A 16,796-nucleotide genomic window follows, 5' to 3' on the forward strand; every position below is an offset into this window, starting at 1 on the left:
AACTGTCACAGGCGATCTCTAAGATCATGGACGCCGGTCGGGTCGGGGTGCTGCAAACCCGGCTTCTTCCGACCGGCTCATCCCTCACCAAGGAGATCGATGAAATCTGTGCACGTTTCGCGTGGCAGGCTCCTGCGCGGCCTGACCGCGCTGGTCGTGGGCACCGCCGGAATCGGTGTGACGGCTGGCCCGGCTGCGGCCGAGGACGACCCCGGCTGGGTCAACGGCTCGCTGGGTGACGTCACGATTGGCGCCCCCGGCGCTGCCGGCCGTACGGTGCCGCTGACCTTGATCAGCACCGGGGCCACCCAGCCCCGGGTGACCATCGACCTGACCGGCCTGGCGGGCGTGGCCACCGCCGGCTTCCCCGACTACTGCGTAACCCAGGGCACCTCGGTGACCTGCCCGATGCCGCCGACGGCCGTCGACGAGGGCGGCACGCTCACCGGCACCGTGCCGGTGGTGTTCCGGCCCGCGCCCGGCGCGGTCGACGGCGCCACCGGCACCCTCGACTACACGGCGCTCGGCGACCAGACCGAGGCGTACACCCAGCAGGCGACGGTCACCGTGCGGTCCGGGCCCGACCTGCTCGACCTGGTCAACGAGTCCCTGACCGGCGTCGAGGTGGGCGACAACCTCGCCGTACCGGTGTCCGTGGTCAATGCCGGCGACCACCCGGCGGTGGATCTGCGGCTCACCATGCGCTTCCCGGCGGGCCTCGTGCCGACCAGCTACCGCAACTGCCGGTACGGCACCAACCAGTCGCTCGCCACCGTGGTGGTCTGCACCGTGCGGGGCACGTTCGCGCCCGGTCAACGCCACGAGCTGCGGGGTGGGCTCGGCACCACGGTCGGCCCGGCGACGCTCGGCAGCAAGCGGATCACCCAGGTCGTAGAGCCGCTGGCCAGTGCCGGGCCGCTCCCGAGCGGCGTGAAGCTCAAGAGCCGCGAGGCCGACCGGGCGCTGCGGCTACGGCCGGTGGGCACTGCGCTCGACGTGCTCCCGGTCGAGGCGACCCGGGCCGACGGCCAGACCTACCTGCGCGGGGTGCACGGCGCCTTCGACATCGTCGCGACGGGCGCGGCCGTCACCGGTGCCGTCGGTGACACCGTGCGGATCACCGTCGGCCTGCGCAACACAGGTCCGGGCGTGCCAGACGGCAGCATCTCCGGCGAGAGCGTCGGGGCCTTCCTCTTCACCCCACCCGCCGGGGTCACCGTGCTGGCCACCCCGCCGGGTTGCTGGTTGAGCGGTGACGAGGAGGAGCCCGAGACCGTCCCGGCAACCTGGTACTGCAACGGGCCGGGATCGGTCTTCCCCGCCGGCACGACTCACGCGGTCGGGTTCGACCTGCGGATCGACAGCCTGTCGGGGGCCCCCGGCGAGGTCCAGCCGTTTCAGCGCTACCCCCGGGTGGACGACGACCCGAGCAACGACATCGCCCCGGTGACCGTGAACTGACCACACCCGCCGAAACGATGCGGGCCGGTCACTGACGGAATCCGTGACCGGCCCGCATCGCGTTGCCACTGTCAGTCCAGCCCACCGTACGAGTGCAGGCCGGTGAAGAAGATGTTCACGCCGAAAAGGTTCATCAGCATGGTGAGGAAGCCGAGCACCGCGATCCAGGTGGCCACGTTGCGCTTCACGCTGGGCGTCGCGCGGGCGTGCAGGTAGCCGGCGTACACCACCCAGGAGATGAACGCCCAGGTCTCCTTCGGGTCCCAGCCCCACGGCCGACCCCAGGCCGCCTCGGCCCAGATGGCACCGGCGATCACCGCGAAGGTGAAGATCGGGAATGCGAAGGCGTGCAGCGCGAAGGTCAGCCGCTCCAGGCCCGCTGCGCCGGGCAGCCGCTTGGCCAGGGTGTACGGGAAGCTCCGCTTGCCCTGCTCGTACCCGTTGCGCATCAGGAAGCCGACCGCCGGCACCACGCCGAGCAGGAAGATGCCGGACGCGAAGACGATCGTCGAGACGTGGATGATGAACCAGTACGAGTTCAGCGCCGGGACCAGCGGCACGATCGGCACGTACAGCACCAGCTCGGCGGTGGCGACCAGCAGCACCATCACCAGGGTGAGGAACAGCCCGAGCTTGCGCAGCGACTGTCGCTTCCAGAGCACCACCAGCCAGGCGGCCACCCCGATGAACGTCACAGTGAGCACGAACTCGTACATGTTGCCCCAGGGCATCCGGTCCGCGGCGAGCCCACGGGTGACCAGCGCCGCCAGGTGCAGCGCGGCGGCGACCGCGGTGGCCCCTACCCCGATCAGGCCCGCAAGCCGGGCCCGCCCTGCGGAACGGTCGACAGTGGGCGGCGACGGGACCGGCGCGGGCGGCGTCGGGACGACACCACCGCCGGCAGCGACCAACTCGCGCACCGGAGCCGCCGTGGCGACCCGGGTACGCACGTTGCCCAGCGCGTACTCGACGGCGTGGCCGATCATCGCGACCAGGTACGCCAGGATCGCCAAGGTCACCAGATTGTCGGAGAGTGCGGACATCACTCGGCTCCTTCTCGCACGCCGGCCCGCTCAGCGGAGTCAGCGCCATCACCAGCTTGTTCGGCACCGCTGACGGCGGCGACCAGCTGGGTGAACTCGTCGGCGAACCCTGGATAGTCGGTACGCGGCAACCCACCGACCTCCATCAAGCTACTACCGCTCGTCGGAGATCCTTCCCCGGGGTCGGCCGGCACCACCCGGAAGAACACCCGGCGGCGCTTCCCGAACAGCGAACCCATCAGCCCGACCAGCAGGACGCCGCAGCTGACCAGCAGCATCGTCGAGCCGGGATCGTGCCGGATGGAGAGGGTGACGTACCGCTCGGTGCCCAGGAACTCGACTGTCGTGCCGTCGTCCAGCTTCCAGGTCTCGCCCTTGCGGAGCAGTTTGGTGCCGACCTCCTTGACCTTGCCGGCCCGCACCTGCCGCTGGTCGAGTTGGTAGACCGAGCCGGGGATGCCGGCGTCCAAGCCGAGGTTGCCCCGGTAGGCGACCAGGTTGAGCGCCGGATTGCGCTCGGTCGGGTACTGCGAGCGGACGAACGGCGCCTGCTCGGGTGCCGTGGGCAGGTAGATGCCGGTGAACGCCATCTGCTGATCCGGTGCGCGCTGGCCGGTCGCCGGGTCGACGTTCGCGTCCGGGAAGGCCGCCAGCCCCTCGCTGGTCAGGCCCATGTCGCCGGTGGTCAGGAACGGCTCGTCACTGATCTGGCTGTTGCCGAACCGGTCGGTGTAGCGGATCACCGGGGCGTACCCGTGGCCGAGCAGGTAGACGCTCGCGTCGTTCAGGCGCAGCGGCGCGTTCACCGAGAAGTCGGCGCTGCGGGTCGGCTCGTCCGGGCCGTCGACGGTGACCGTGGCGTTGAAGAACTCCGGCTGGCCGGACGCCAGGAACCGCGCCTCGAAGTCGTCCAGCCGCAGGCAGAATCGGGGCAGGTCGGCGCTGCTCACCTGGGGGCCGAGCTTCGCTTCGGCGTACTGCTGGCGAGTGTTGCAGAACGCGTTGTCCGCGCCGGCCACCAGCAGCCGGTTGCCGCTCCAGCCGTACCAGGAGCCGAGCGCCACCCCGATCAGCACCGCGATCAGCGAGGTGTGGAACAGCAGGTTGCCGGTCTCCTTGAGGTAGCCCTTCTCGGCGGAGACCTCGTCGCCGCGCACCTCGACGCGCCAGCGGCGCTTGCGCAGCGCCTCCGCGATCGCCCCCGCCCCACCGCGCGGGGCGGGCAGCACGGCGTGCTGCGGCAGCCGGGCCATCCGCTTCGGCGCGGCCGGCGGCCGGGACCGCAGCGTGCGAACGTGGTCGCGCAGCCGGGGGGTGATGCAGCCGATCAGGGAGGTGAACAGCAGCAGGTAGATCGCGGAGAACCAGACCGACCCGAAGACCTCGAACGCGCCGATCCGGTCCAGTCGGGGGGCCCAGTCCGGGTGGTCGACGAAGTACTCGTTGACCTTCTCCGGGCTGATCCCGCGCTGCGGCAGCACCGAGCCGGGGATGGCGGCGATCGCAAGCAGGAAGAGCAGGATCAGCGCCGTACGCATGCTGGTGAGCTGCCGCCACGAGTTGCGCAGTAGGGCCAGCAGCCGGTTCGGCCGGCGGCGTGGCGCGGGCGCCGCGGTCTCCGGTCGGTCGTCGACGACCGTCATCAGATGCTCACCTCGCCCACTCCGACGGTGGTCTGCAGCCAGATCACGAAGCTCTGCCATCCGCCGGAGACCAGGGCCAGACCGATCAGGATGAGCAGGGCGCCGCCGACCCGGGTGACCCAGCGGCTGTTGCGCCGGACGGCGCGGAAGACCCCGAGCAGGCGTTCGAAGCCCAGCCCGAAGACGATGAACGGTATCCCCAACCCGAGGCAGTACGCCACGGCGAGCACCACGGCTCGGTCGCTCTGGCCGCTGGCGGTGGCCATGCCCATCACCGCGCCGAGCGTGGGGCCGGTGCAGGGCACCCAACTGAGCGCGAAGACCGCCCCGAAGACCGGTGCGCCGAGCAGCCCGGCCGACGGCAGCCGGGAGATCCGGAACTCCCGTTGCAGGGCCGGGATCATCCCGAGGTAACTCAACCCGGCCACGATGATCAGCACGCCGACGCCGATCTGCAACTCGCGCTTGTAGTCGAAGAACACCCGGCCGATGCTGGCGAAGAGGATCGCGGTGGCCACGAAGACGACTGTGAAACCGCCGATGAAGAGCAGCGTCCCGGCAAGCACTCGACCCTTGACCGCGCCGACCCGCGCGACCCGCTCCTTGACCGCGACACCCCCGCTGGCCGGCGCGGGATCGGTCTCTGGCCGCCGGCCCTCCAGGTCGGCACCGGCCAGACCGGTCACGTACGACAGGTAACCGGGGACAAGCGGAAGCACGCACGGGGAGAGGAAACTGACCAGGCCGGCGAGCGCCGCCGCGCCGATGGCGAGCAGCAACGGCCCGCTGAGGGCCAGTTGCTCGAAGGTCTCACCCATCAGTTCGACGCCGGCTTCTCGGCGGCGATCCGTTCGACGATCGGTTGCAGGCCCTCCTGCTTGACGGCGGCCCGGATCACCGACGCGATCCGCCCCTCCCGGTCGAGCACCACCGTCGCCGGCACGGTGTTCGGCGGGATGTCCAGGTCGAGCGCCAGCCGGCTGGACGGGTCGAACAGGCTCGGATAGGTGACCCGCCCCTGCTCGAACGCCTTGGCCTTGTCCCGCGAATCCTGGACGTTGATGCCGAGGAAGTTCACCCCGGAACCCTTGGTGGCCTGGTAGACGGCTTCCAGGTCGTCCGCCTCCGCGCGGCACGGCGCGCACCAGGAACCCCAGAAGTTGACCACGACGACCTGGCCGCGGGCCTGGCTGACGTCATAGCTGCCGCCAAGGAGCAGCTCCCCGGCGAGCTTCGGAGGGGCCGAGCGCTGGTCCGGTGCACACTCGAAGATCCCGTCGGTGGTGGCCGTGCAGGTCTTCTCCTGCCCCTTCGACGACGTGCAGCCGACCAGCGCCACCGCGGCGACGGCGGCGAGCAGACCGGCGGTCCACCTCCGGGCGTTCATCAGGCCCCCTTGGCCGTCCGGGCGGTCGCGGAGAGAGCGATCAGGTGCGCGGCCGGCTCGCTGTAGCCGATGCCCGCCACCTTCGCGCCATCGAAGTGGAACGAGGTGAGGCTGGCCAGCCCGCACTGCCGCTTGCGTGGGTCGTGCCAGAGCCGCTTGCGCTCGACGTAGCGGCGCAACGTCCAGATCGGGAGCTGGTGCGACACCAGCACCGCCTCGCGTCCCTCGGCGGCGACCCGGGCGGCGTGCACGGCGGCGAACATCCGCTCGGCGATCACCCGGTACGCCTCACCCCAGGACGGGGTCACCGGGTCGCGCAGCACCCACCAGTTGCGCGGGTCACGGAACGACCCGTCACCCGGGGAGACCTTCTTGCCCTCGAACCAGTTGGCGCTCTCGATCAGCCGCTCGTCCACCCCGACCGGCAGCCCGAACTGGGCGGCGATCGGCTCGGCGGTCTGCTGGGCGCGCTCCAGCGGGCTGGCCACCACGTGCACGACTTCCCGCTCGGCCAGGCCCTGCGCGGCGGCCTTGGCCATCTGCACACCCAGCTCGGAGAGGCGGAAACCGGGCAGCCGGCCGTAGAGGATCCGGTCGGGGTTGTACACCTCGCCGTGCCGAAGCACGTGGACCACCGTCTTGCTCAAGGTCTTCTACCCCCCGTGACCGGCCGCTGCCGCCGCGTTCGCCGCCGTGGGCAGCGCGTCGGCGATGTGTTCCAGAGCGGCGTCGTCCAGCGCCGCCGACACGAACCACGACTCGAACGCGCTCGGCGGCAGGTAGACGCCGGCGGCGAGCATCGCGTGGAAGAACGCCTTGAACGCCGGCACCTGCTGGGTGCGCGCGCTGTCGTAGTCGACCACGTCGGCGTCCGTGAAGAAGACTGAGAACATGCTGCCCGCGTACGACAGTCGGTGCGGGACCCCGGCGGCGGCCAACGCGTCGGACGCCAGCTTGCCCACGACGGCGGCCGTCTCGTCGAGGCGCTGGTACAGCGCGTCGTCGGCGAGCCGCAGGGTCGCCAGGCCGGCGGCGCAGGCGAGCGGGTTACCGGAGAGGGTGCCGGCCTGGTAGACCGGGCCGGCCGGCGCGAGTCGCGCCATGATGTCGGCGCGCCCGCCGAACGCCGCGGCGGGCAGGCCGCCACCCATGACCTTGCCGTACGTCCACAGGTCGGCGTCGGAGGCGTCGAGGCCGTGCCACCCGGCGCGGGAGACCCGGAACCCGGTCATCACCTCGTCCACCACGAGCAGGGCGCCGTGTGCGTGCGCGATCCGGGCGAGCTGCTGGTTGAAGCCGTCGCGGGGGGCCACCACGCCCATGTTGCCGGCGGCGGCCTCGGTGATCACCGCGGCGATGTGCTGGCCCTCGGCGGCGAAGGCCTCCTCGACGGCCCGGATGTCGTTGTACGGAAGCACGATCGTCTCGCTGGCCGCCGCGCCGGTCACACCGGGCGAGTCGGGCAGACCCAGGGTGGCCACGCCGGAGCCGGCGGCGGCGAGCAGCGCGTCGACGTGGCCGTGGTAGCAACCGGCGAACTTGACGATCTTCGAGCGGCCGGTGAAGCCGCGGGCCAGCCGGATCGCCGACATGGTCGCCTCGGTGCCGGAGTTGACCAGGCGGACCTGCTCGACCGGGGTCCGGGCGACGATCTCGGCGGCCAACTCCACCTCCCCGGGCGTGGGCGTGCCGAAGCTGGTGCCTCGGGAGGCGGCGGCCTGGACGGCCTCCACCACCTCCGGGTGGGCGTGCCCGAGGATCAGCGGACCCCAGGAGCAGACCAGGTCGACGTAGCGGCGACCGTCGGCGTCGTACAGCCACGGGCCCTCACCACGGACCATGAAACGCGGGGTGCCGCCGACCGCCTGGAAGGCGCGCACAGGGGAGTTCACCCCGCCCGGCACGATGGCGCGGGCGCGGTCGAACAGAGCCTCGGAGGCCGGCGCGTCGGCTGGGTAGCGGCCGGATCCGGCGGGAAAGATGTCGGTCACGATGCCGCCATTGTGACAGCGCCGGACGGTCAACCAGCAGCCACCCCGTGGTGGGGTTACCCGGCTCACCTGTGACCCGTGCCGGTCAGCAGCGCCGACACGGGGGGCCTCGTGGCCTGGACGGCGACGGCTCGCGGCCTCGACAGGCCAGGTCGGTCGGATCGCGCTAGGCTGACCGGGTGGATCGTGCCGAACTGTCCATCACGCTACACCGGACGGGCGACGAAGCAGTCTTGCGCCTGGCCGGTGAGATCGACATGCTCACGGCAGCCCAGCTCTCCACCGTCGTCAACGAGGTGCTGGCCGACCCCCCGCCGAAGATCGTGCTCGACCTCGGCGGCGTCACCTTCTGCGACTCGCAGGGCCTGGGCACCCTGGTCGTGCTCAGCCGCAAGGCCAGCCACGCGCAGAGCCTGCTGATGCTGACGCACGTGGGCGACTTCCTGATCCGCGTACTGGACATCACCGGCCTGCGCAGCGCCCTGATGATCCGCAACGACCAGCCCACCGGCTGAGCCGCCCCGCCGCGTCAGGCGGTGTTTCCCCAGCGAGCCTGTTCGAGCAGCCGTACTGCCCGGTCGCGGACCTCCGGGTCGTCCGAGCGGAGCTGGGCGGTCGCCTCGTCGACCGCGTCGGTGAGCCGCCGCCACTGTGTGTCGCGCTCCCGGACCAGATCCGACTGGGTGGCGAGCTGCCGGGTCTTCACCCACAGCTCGACGAAGACCGACACCTTCGCTCGGAGCACCCACGGGTCGAACGGCTTGGTGAGGTAGTCCACAGCGCCCACCTGGTAACCCCGAAGGGCGAGCTGGGCGTCCCGGTCGGCGGCGGTGAGGAAGATGATCGGCACGTGCCGGGTCCGCTCGCGGCGCTTGATGTGGCTCGCCGTCTCGAAGCCGTCCATGTCCGGCATCTGCGCGTCCAACAGGATCACCGCGAAGTCGTCCACCAGCAGCTGCTTGAGCGCCGCCTCACCGCTCTCCACCGCCACGGACTGGACCGGCAGGCCCTGAAGGATCGCCTCCAGGGCCGTCAGGTTCTGCCGCCGGTCGTCCACGAGCAGCGCTTTGGCCATCTGGGTCACGAAGTCTCCTCGGTCCGGCTGCCGTTGATCCAGGACGACATCAGCTCGATCAGGTCGTCCAGGTCGACCGGCTTGGTGATGTAGTCGCTGCCCCCGGCAGCGAGCGCCGACTCACGGTCACCCGGCATCGCCTTCGCGGTCAGGAAGACCACCGGAAGGTCGGCGAACCGGTGGTTGCGGCGAATCTGGCGGGTGGTCTCGTAACCGTCCTGGTCGGGCATCATGGCGTCCATCAGCACGATGTCCACCTCCGGATGCTCGGCCAGCAGACGGACACCGTCCGCCCCGTTGTCCGAGTACAGCACGGTCATCCCGTGCAGCTCCAACGCACTGGTCAAGGCGAAGACGTTGCGTACGTCGTCGTCCACGATCAGCACCGTGGCGCCGTCCAGCTGACGGGTGGCCGGTGCCTCCGGCCGTTCCGGCAGCAGTTCCAGCGGCGGCATCAGCAGCGACGACGGCAGCCCGGCGCGCTGCGGCGACGGAGTCTGCGGCGCGACCACTGCGTCCGGGGCCAGCACCTGCGGCACGAACAGGGTGAAGGTCGAGCCCTGACCGGGCGCGGACGAGACGGTGATGGTGCCGCCGATCAGTCGGGCCAGATCGCGGCTGATCGACAGGCCCAGGCCGGTGCCGCCGTACCGGCGACTGGTCGTGCCGTCGGCCTGCTGGAACGCCTCGAAGATGATCGACAGCTTGTCGTCGGAGATGCCGATCCCGGTGTCGATCACGGTGAACGCGATCACCTGCTGGGCGTTCGTCAGCGCCGGCACGTCGAAGACCGCGTTCTCCGCGGCCGGGGCGATCCGCAGCGTCACGGCACCGTTGTCGGTGAATTTCACCGCGTTGGAGAGCAGGTTGCGCAGGATCTGCTGCAACCGCTGCGCGTCGGTCACCAACGCCGGCGGCAGATCCTTGCTCACCCGTACCTGGAAGTCCAGGTTCTTCTCCTCGGCCTGCGGCGCGAACGCCTGCTCGACGTAGCCGCGCAGCTCGGTGAAGCGGATCTCGGTCGGCTCGACGTCCATCCGGCCCGCCTCAATCTTGGACAGGTCGAGGATGTCGTCGATCAGACGTAGCAGGTCAGAGCCGGACCCGTGGATGGTCCGGGCGAACTCAATCTGCTTCGGGCTGAGGTTCTGCTCCGAGTTCTCGGCCAGCAGACGGGCCAGCAGCAGCAACGAGTTCAGCGGAGTCCGCAGCTCGTGGCTCATGTTGGCCAGGAACTCCGACTTGTACGCCGACGCCCGGGTCAGCTGCTGCGCCTTCTCCTCCAGGCCCAGCCGGGCCAGCTCGATCTCCCGGTTCTTCGTCTCGATGTTGCCCTTCTGCTCGGACAGCAGAGTGGCCTTCTCCTCCAGCTCGGCGTTGGTGCGCTGCAACTCCGCCGACTGCTCCTGCATCTCGTGCGCCAGCCGCTGCGACTGGGCCAACAGCTCCTCCGTACGCCGGTTGGCCTGGATGGTGTTGACAGCGATGCCGATGGTGAGCACCAGCCGCTCCAGGAACGACAGGTGCAGCTCGGAGAAGGCTGACACGCTGGCGAACTCGATCACCCCGAGCAGCTCGCCCTCGAACAGGACGGGGAGCACCACCAGGTCGGACGGGGGTGTCTCGGCCAGGCCGGAGCGCAGGGTGAGTCGACTGTTCGGGGAGGCGCTGACCCGGATCGTGCGACGGGAGAGCGCGGTCTGCCCGACCAGCCCCTCACCCGGCCCGAAGGTGACGTCGTGCCCCCGCGCCACGTACCCGTACGAGGAGGTCAGCCGCAGCCGCATGCTGCCGTCGGCGTCGTCGGCTAGGAAGAAGGCGCCGAGCTGGGCGTCGACCAGCGGAGTCACCTCCGTCATGATCATGCGGCAGACCTCGCCGAGGTCGCGCTGGCCCTGCAACAGGCCGCCGATCCGGGCGAGGTTGGAGTCCAGCCAGCCCTGCTCGGCGTTCTTCTTGGTCGTCTCCCGGAGGGTGACGATCATCTGGTTGATGTTGTCCTTCAGCTCGGCGACCTCGCCCTGCGCCTTGACCGCGATCCGCTGGGTCAGGTCGCCCCGGGTCACCGAGGTGGACACCTGGGCGATGGCCCGCAACTGCGTGGTCAGCGTCGAGGCGAGCTGGTTGACGTTCTCGGTGAGGTCGCGCCAGGTGCCGGAGACGCCCTTCACCTGCGCCTGACCGCCGAGCTTGCCCTCGATACCGACCTCGCGGGCCACCCGGGTCACCTCGTCGGCGAACGACGACAACTGGTCGACCATCGTGTTGACGGTCGACTTCAGCTCCAGGATCTCGCCCTGGGCGTCCACCGTGATCTTCTGCGACAGGTCGCCCTTCGCCACGGCGGTGGTCACCGAGGCGATGTTGCGGACCTGGCTGGTCAGGTTCGACGCCATCGAGTTCACGTTGTCGGTCAGGTCCCGCCAGGTGCCGGAAACCCCCTTAACCTGCGCCTGACCGCCGAGCTTGCCCTCGGTGCCCACCTCACGGGCCACCCGGGTCACCTCGTCGGCGAACGACGACAGCTGGTCGACCATCGTGTTGACGGTCGACTTCAGCTCCAGGATCTCGCCCCGCGCGTCCACCGTGATCTTCTGCGACAGGTCACCCTTGGCCACCGCCGTGGAGACCTGGGCGATGTTGCGCACCTGGGCGGTCAGGTTCGACGCCATCGAGTTCACGTTGTCGGTGAGGTCGCGCCAGGTGCCGGCGACCCCACGCACCTGCGCCTGACCGCCCAACTTGCCCTCGGTGCCCACCTCACGCGCGACCCGGGTCACCTCGTCGGCGAACGACGACAACTGGTCGACCATCGTGTTGACGGTCGACTTCAGCTCCAGGATCTCGCCCCGCGCGTCCACCGTGATCTTCTGCGACAGGTCACCCTTCGCCACAGCGGTGGTCACCGAGGCGATGTTGCGGACCTGGCTGGTCAGGTTCGACGCCATCGAGTTCACGTTGTCGGTCAGGTCCCGCCAGGTGCCGGAAACCCCCTTCACCTGCGCCTGACCGCCCAGGTTGCCCTCGGTGCCCACCTCACGGGCCACCCGGGTCACCTCGTCGGCGAACGACGACAACTGGTCCACCATGGTGTTGACGGTGTTCTTCAGCTCCAGGATCTCGCCCTGGGCGTCCACCGTGATCTTCTGCGACAGGTCGCCCTTCGCCACAGCGGTGGAGACCTGGGAGATGTTGCGGACCTGGCTGGTCAGGTTGCCGGCCAACTGGTTGACGTTCTCGGTGAGGTCCCGCCAGGTGCCGGAGACGCCGCGCACCTGGGCCTGACCGCCCAACTTGCCCTCGATGCCCACCTCACGCGCGACCCGGGTCACCTCGTCGGCGAACGACGACAACTGGTCCACCATCGTGTTGACGGTGTCCTTCAGCTCCAGGATCTCGCCCTGCGCCGCCACCGTGATCTTCTGCGACAGGTCGCCGCGCGCCACCGCCGTGGAGACCTGCGCGATGTTGCGGACCTGGGCGGTCAGGTTCGACGCCATCGAATTGACGCTGTCGGTCAGGTCCTTCCACGTGCCGGCCACGTTCGGCACCTCGGCCTGGCCACCCAACTTGCCCTCGGTGCCCACCTCGCGGGCCACCCGGGTCACCTGCTCGGCGAAGAGCCGCAGCGTGTCGGTGAGGTAGTTCATCGTGGCGGCCAGCTCGGCCACCTCACCACGCGCACCGACCGTGATCTTCTGCGACAGGTCGCCCTTGGCCACCGCCGTCGCCACCTGCGAGATCGACCGCACCTGGCCGGTCAGGTTCGACGCCATGGTGTTCACCGAGTCGGTGAGGTCCTTCCAGGTGCCGGCGACGCCCCGCACGTCGGCCTGGCCACCCAACTTGCCCTCGGTGCCCACCTCACGGGCCACCCGGGTCACCTCGTTGGAGAACGACGACAGCTGGTCCACCATCGTGTTCACGGTGCGCCCGATGCGCAGGTACTCACCGCGCAGCGGCCGACCGTCGATCTCCAACGCCATGTGCTGGGACAGGTCACCGTCGGCGACGGCCACGATCACCCGGGCGATCTCGGTGGTCGGTCGACCCAGGTCGTCGATCAGCGAGTTGATCGCTCGCTGCCCCTCCGCCCAGGAGCCGTCCAGCCCCTCGTCGTCGAGCCGCTCGGTGAGCCGGCCGTCGCGACCGACGATCCGGCTGATCCGCCGCAGGTCCAGGTACTGCCGCTCCTGGAGCGAGACCACCTCGTTGAAGGCGTCCGCCACCTCACCGGCCGCGCCGGCTCGGCGGGGAAGCCGGACCTTCAGGTCGCCGCGCCCGATCCGTCGCAGTGCCTCGGCCAACTCACCGAGGAGCGCCTCGTGGTCGGACGCGGACGGATCCGCCACCGACTGCTTCGACGTGGTCATCATTCCTCGCTCAACTCGGGGGCGCCGGTCCGTGCGGACACACCGGCACCCCATATTGTGCCCGCGCGCGCCGTGGTGCCAGGGTGCGCGACCCGCCAGGTGGCATCGATCGCCTCCGGACCCGCCCGATCCGCGTCGGACCGGCACAGCGTGCCGCAAACCTCGCCCGGCTCCCGCACCGGTCGTTTCCACGTCAACACGCGCGCTGCCACCGGTGCCGCTGACCGACGCGACAGCCCGCGATCGGTGATCGGCTTGGCACCCGGCAGGAGGACGGTGGAGGATACGGGGGTGTCAGCCGAGGCGGGGCCCGCGACGGCCGGGGCGCCGGACGGGGCCGTCCGGCGTGTCCGGCTGCCCGCCGACCGCCGTACGCCGGCCGCCGCCCGCGCCGTGGTCCGCTCGGTGTTGACCGAGTCACACCTGGACGAGCTGGCCAACGAGGCGCTGCTGCTCACCACCGAGCTGACCACCAACGCCGTCGAGCACGCCCGCACCGAACTGGACATCGAGGTCGTCGCGGACGAGATCGGGCTCACCGTCACCGTCTCCGACTTCGCCCCCGGTTCCGGCGACGAGTTGACCGTCGGCGACCGCAACGACTCCACCGAGATCAACGAGGTCTCCGTGCGGGGCCGGGGCCTGTTGCTGGTCGACCACTTCGCCAGCCGCTGGGGCACCACGTACCTGCCCACCGGGAAGGGCGTCTGGTTCCGGCTGGACCGCGCTGGCGCCGACCAGCCCTCCAGCGGGACCATCGGCGAATCGACACCGGCCAACGCCAGCCCTCGGACCAGCACCGACGGGTCCGCGCCGAGCGCCAGCGCGATGAGCGAACTCATGCAGACCGCCCCCGACCTGTACGGGGACGACCCGTTGCCCGACTTCGCCACCAGCCTGCTCAGCCGGGTCGCCGAGATGGTGGGCGCAGCCGGCGGCACGATCCGCCTGGACCGGGGCGACGGGCAGGGCAGTCAGGTGCTGGCCCGCTTCGGTCGGCCGCCCCGCCCCGGCAGCGACCTGCTCCGGGTGCCACTGACGGTGCACCGCCCGTACGCCGGGGAGTTGGAGTTGGACGCCGCGCCCTCGGCGTACGCCCAACCGCTGGCGGTGCTCACCGCCGAGCGGCTGTCGCTGCACCTGGAGAACGACCGGCTGCGCCGGGCCGACGTCCGCCGGCAGGTCTGGCTGACGTTCCTGGCCGAGGCGAGCGAACTGCTGGCCCAGTCGTTGGACGTCGACCTGACCATGGCGCTGGTGCCGCAGTTGGTGGTGCCGCGACTCGGCCAGTGGTGCGCGGTGCACACCACCGACGAGTGGGGTCGGCTCCGGTTGGCGGCGGCCAGCCACGCCGACGAGTCGATGCTTCCGCAGCTGCACAAGGTGCTGGCGGAGACCGGGCCGGACTCGATCCAGGCCCGCCTCCGCGAGGCGTCCCGCAGCGCGGCGCAGATCCCCCTGGGCGGGCCGATGGAGGGGTTCGCCGTCCCGCTGATCGCCCGCGGGCAGCGGCTCGGGACCCTGGCGGTGGGGCGGCACCAGCGGCACCGGCACGACCCGGACGAGGTGGCCGTGTTGGAGGACGTGGCCCGACGGGCCGCGCTGGCCATCGAGAACGCCCGCATCCACGCCGAACGCCGTCGGGTGGCGCAGACGCTCCAGCAGTCTCTGCTGCCGCCGGTGCTGCCGCTGGTGGACGGGATCGGCTTCGCCGCCGAGTACGTCCCGACCGGTGACGACGCCGAGGTGGGCGGCGACTTCTACGACGTGGTGCCGCTGCCCGACGGACGCTGGCTGGTGGTGATCGGTGACGTCTCGGGCAAGGGTGTCCAGGCTGCCGCGGTGACCGGGCTGGTCCGCGACGTCATCCGGGTGCTGGTCGGCGACGGCAAACCATTACCGGAGGCGCTGGCGCGACTCAACGAGACACTTGTCGAGCGCGGTGGCGGTCGCTACTGCACGCTGGCGCTGGCAGCGGTCGGGCAGGGCGAGGGTGACCAGTTGGACGTCTCGCTGCACCTCGCCGGGCACGACCGACCGGTGCTGCTTGCCGCGGCGGGCGGCGCCGGGTTCGTCGGCACCGGCGGCACCGCGCTCGGCCTGCTCGACACGATCACCTCGCCGACGGCAAAGGTCACGCTCGCGCCGGGCGATTCGCTGATCTTCTACACCGATGGCGTCACCGAGCGGCGGCGTGGCCGGGAGCTGTTCGGCACCGACCGACTGCGGGACGCCGCCGCGCCCCTGGCCGGATATTCGGCCGACGTGGTGGCCGCCCGGCTGCGCGCCGCGGCGATCAACTTCTCGGTCGAGCCACCCCGGGACGACATCGCCGTCCTGGTGCTCCGCAACGACGCGACCTGACCGTCGGTGTCACAGGCCGCCGGGGAGCCGCCCGGGCGCGAGCCGGTGCTCCGGATCCAGGTGCCGCTTCGCGGCCCGCAACTGGGCCAGGCCCGCCAGCTCACCCCAGAGGTCGACCGCCTGGCGGACCGCCGCCGGAGCGGACACCACCACGCAGCGGCCCTGCCGGGCCAACAGCACCCCTCGGACGGCGGCCAGAATGGACGCCACCCGATCGGCTGCCAGCGCCCCGGGCAGTGCCGCGTGCACCACGCCCAGCCCGGCGGATCCGCGCACCGGCACCGGCGCGCCGGCCGCGTCGCGTAGCGCGTAGACGGCGGCGTGCAGGTCGCCGATCGGCACCTCCAGGCGCAGCGCCGTGTCACCGGGCGCGAACGGGTAGCGGCGCCACCACGTCGGCGCGGAGTGGGCGATCGTCGCCTCCCCGTGCAGCAGGCCGACCAGCCGCTCGGCACGCTCGGTGACGTCGGCGGGGCCGCCCTCCAGCAGCACCACCAGGCTGCCGGCCCGGGACGGGGCGTTGGCCCGGCCGGACATCGACGGATGGCGCTCCCGGGCGGTGGCCGCCGGGTGACCCGGCGGGTACGGCGTACGTGGGCGGGGGGTGCCTCCGGGCAGGTCCAGCTCGATGGCCGACGGCTCCAGCCGAGCCGCGAGGATCGTCCGGACCAGGTCGTGCACCTCCAACGGCGTCCACACCGGGCGGGACACCCAGAGCCTGCTCGCCGGCACCGGCTGCACCCGCAGGCTCGCCGACACCAACACGCCGAGCGCGCCCTGGGAGCCGCAGAGCAGGCGGGCCAGGTCGAGCCCGGGCGCGCCACCGCCGACGCTGATCAGCTCGCCGTCGGCGGCGAGGTAACGCACACCGAGCAGTTGGTCGCAGGGGCTGCCGTGGCGGTGGCGCAGCGGGCCGGCCTCGCCGGCGGCCAGCACACCGCCCACTGTCGCGCCGGGCGAGGGGGCGTCCATCGCGAGCCGCTGCCCGGTGCGCTCCAGGGTGGCCTGAACCGCCCGCAGTGGAGTGCCGGCCCCCACATCGGTGACCAGCGAGTCGACCGGCTCGTGACCGATGCCGGCCAGCCGGCCGGTGTCGAGCAGGATGTCGACCTGAACGGGGGCGGCCCCCCAGTCGATCTTCGTGCCCGCACCTCGCGGCACCACCGCCAGATCGTGCACGGCGGCCAGCCGCAGCACCTCGGCGGCAGCGTGCGGGCCGCCTGGGACGGCCACCCAACGCGCCGGTCTCCCCGCCACCTCGTCGGCCGGCCCGGCCAGCCGGGAGAACGGTGGACCGCAGATCGCCGCCAACCGCCGGGTGATTTCGAGGGCTCCGGACCGGCCGAGGGAACTCGCTGCTGCCGCCATGCCGGCTATCGTACATGTGTTCGAATGTCGTGGCGGCGAGTATCGGGATGCCGCTGGTCCGGCGCGCTGCGGCTGCCGGCCGGTAACGTGG

12 protein-coding genes are annotated in these 16,796 nt (G+C 71.1%); 3 read left to right on the forward strand and 9 right to left on the reverse strand.

Going from position 1 to position 16,796, the window contains the following annotated elements:
- The first annotated feature begins 99 nt into the window (after positions 1–99).
- Positions 100–1,461 carry a hypothetical protein gene (locus ACIA47_RS08955; protein ID WP_396706697.1) on the forward strand — a complete coding sequence of 454 codons (1,362 nt, stop codon included), beginning with the start codon at positions 100–102 and terminating at the stop codon, positions 1,459–1,461.
- 71 nt (positions 1,462–1,532) lie between these two features.
- On the opposite strand, the gene ccsB is transcribed toward ACIA47_RS08955, so the two are convergent.
- From ccsB to hemL, 6 genes are read right to left on the reverse strand one after another with little or no spacing between them, the layout of a single operon-like run.
- On the reverse strand, positions 1,533–2,504 hold the full coding sequence (gene ccsB / locus ACIA47_RS08960; RefSeq protein ID WP_396706699.1) for a c-type cytochrome biogenesis protein CcsB: 972 nt from the start codon (positions 2,502–2,504) through the stop codon (positions 1,533–1,535).
- Complete coding sequence (locus ACIA47_RS08965) at positions 2,504–4,147, reverse strand: cytochrome c biogenesis protein ResB (RefSeq protein WP_396706701.1); 1,644 nt, start codon at positions 4,145–4,147, stop codon at positions 2,504–2,506. Before ACIA47_RS08965 ends, ccsB begins: the two co-directional genes overlap by 1 nt.
- A complete protein-coding gene (locus ACIA47_RS08970) occupies positions 4,147–4,965 on the reverse strand; it encodes a cytochrome c biogenesis CcdA family protein (protein ID WP_396706703.1) in 819 nt (272 codons plus the stop codon). Before ACIA47_RS08970 ends, ACIA47_RS08965 begins: the two co-directional genes overlap by 1 nt.
- Positions 4,965–5,534 (reverse strand): TlpA family protein disulfide reductase, encoded by a 570-nt coding sequence (locus ACIA47_RS08975; protein WP_396706705.1) that lies wholly within the window; start codon positions 5,532–5,534, stop codon positions 4,965–4,967. Before ACIA47_RS08975 ends, ACIA47_RS08970 begins: the two co-directional genes overlap by 1 nt.
- Entirely contained in the window at positions 5,534–6,181 is a 648-nt protein-coding gene (locus ACIA47_RS08980; protein WP_238411523.1) for a histidine phosphatase family protein, read from the reverse strand. Before ACIA47_RS08980 ends, ACIA47_RS08975 begins: the two co-directional genes overlap by 1 nt.
- Positions 6,182–6,187: 6 nt before the next feature.
- Positions 6,188–7,525 (reverse strand): glutamate-1-semialdehyde 2,1-aminomutase, encoded by a 1,338-nt coding sequence (gene hemL / locus ACIA47_RS08985; protein WP_203123341.1) that lies wholly within the window; start codon positions 7,523–7,525, stop codon positions 6,188–6,190.
- Between the two features lie 179 nt (positions 7,526–7,704).
- On the opposite strand from hemL, the gene ACIA47_RS08990 reads away from it, so the two are divergent.
- On the forward strand, positions 7,705–8,040 hold the full coding sequence (locus tag ACIA47_RS08990) for an STAS domain-containing protein (RefSeq protein WP_088951070.1): 336 nt from the start codon (positions 7,705–7,707) through the stop codon (positions 8,038–8,040).
- A gap of 14 nt (positions 8,041–8,054) precedes the next feature.
- Here the strand turns inward: ACIA47_RS08990 and ACIA47_RS08995 are convergent, their stop codons facing one another.
- Together ACIA47_RS08995 and ACIA47_RS09000 are read right to left on the reverse strand one after the other, a co-directional pair.
- Positions 8,055–8,609, reverse strand: coding sequence for a two-component system response regulator (locus ACIA47_RS08995; RefSeq protein WP_091395745.1), 555 nt, complete (start codon positions 8,607–8,609; stop codon positions 8,055–8,057).
- The gene (locus ACIA47_RS09000) at positions 8,606–12,976 is read right to left on the reverse strand and encodes a HAMP domain-containing protein (RefSeq protein ID WP_373861493.1); all 4,371 of its coding nucleotides are present in this window, start codon (positions 12,974–12,976) and stop codon (positions 8,606–8,608) included. The genes ACIA47_RS08995 and ACIA47_RS09000 overlap by 4 nt, the downstream gene beginning before the upstream one ends.
- 288 nt (positions 12,977–13,264) lie before the next feature.
- On the opposite strand from ACIA47_RS09000, the gene ACIA47_RS09005 reads away from it, so the two are divergent.
- Entirely contained in the window at positions 13,265–15,337 is a 2,073-nt protein-coding gene (locus ACIA47_RS09005) for a SpoIIE family protein phosphatase (protein WP_396706708.1), read from the forward strand.
- A 9-nt stretch (positions 15,338–15,346) separates the two neighbouring features.
- Here ACIA47_RS09005 and ACIA47_RS09010 read toward each other — a convergent pair whose 3' ends face one another.
- Positions 15,347–16,705: an FAD-binding oxidoreductase gene (locus tag ACIA47_RS09010; RefSeq protein WP_396706710.1), complete on the reverse strand. Its 1,359-nt coding sequence runs from the start codon at positions 16,703–16,705 to the stop codon at positions 15,347–15,349.
- Positions 16,706–16,796 lie beyond the last annotated feature (91 nt).

This window comes from Micromonospora sp. NPDC051227 (genome assembly GCF_044455385.1).
Taxonomy (GTDB): Bacteria; Actinomycetota; Actinomycetes; order Mycobacteriales; family Micromonosporaceae; genus Micromonospora.

Excerpts from the sequence above, each read along its gene's own strand:
- ACIA47_RS08955 (WP_396706697.1), top strand. The coding sequence starts at position 100 with ATGAAATCTGTGCACGTTTCGCGTGGCAGGCTCCTGCGCGGCCTGACC.
- ccsB (WP_396706699.1), bottom strand. The coding sequence starts at position 2,504 with ATGTCCGCACTCTCCGACAATCTGGTGACCTTGGCGATCCTGGCGTAC.
- ACIA47_RS08965 (WP_396706701.1), bottom strand. The coding sequence starts at position 4,147 with ATGACGGTCGTCGACGACCGACCGGAGACCGCGGCGCCCGCGCCACGC.
- ACIA47_RS08970 (WP_396706703.1), bottom strand. The coding sequence starts at position 4,965 with ATGGGTGAGACCTTCGAGCAACTGGCCCTCAGCGGGCCGTTGCTGCTC.
- ACIA47_RS08975 (WP_396706705.1), bottom strand. The coding sequence starts at position 5,534 with ATGAACGCCCGGAGGTGGACCGCCGGTCTGCTCGCCGCCGTCGCCGCG.
- ACIA47_RS09000 (WP_373861493.1), bottom strand. The coding sequence starts at position 12,976 with ATGATGACCACGTCGAAGCAGTCGGTGGCGGATCCGTCCGCGTCCGAC.
- ACIA47_RS09010 (WP_396706710.1), bottom strand. The coding sequence starts at position 16,705 with ATGGCGGCAGCAGCGAGTTCCCTCGGCCGGTCCGGAGCCCTCGAAATC.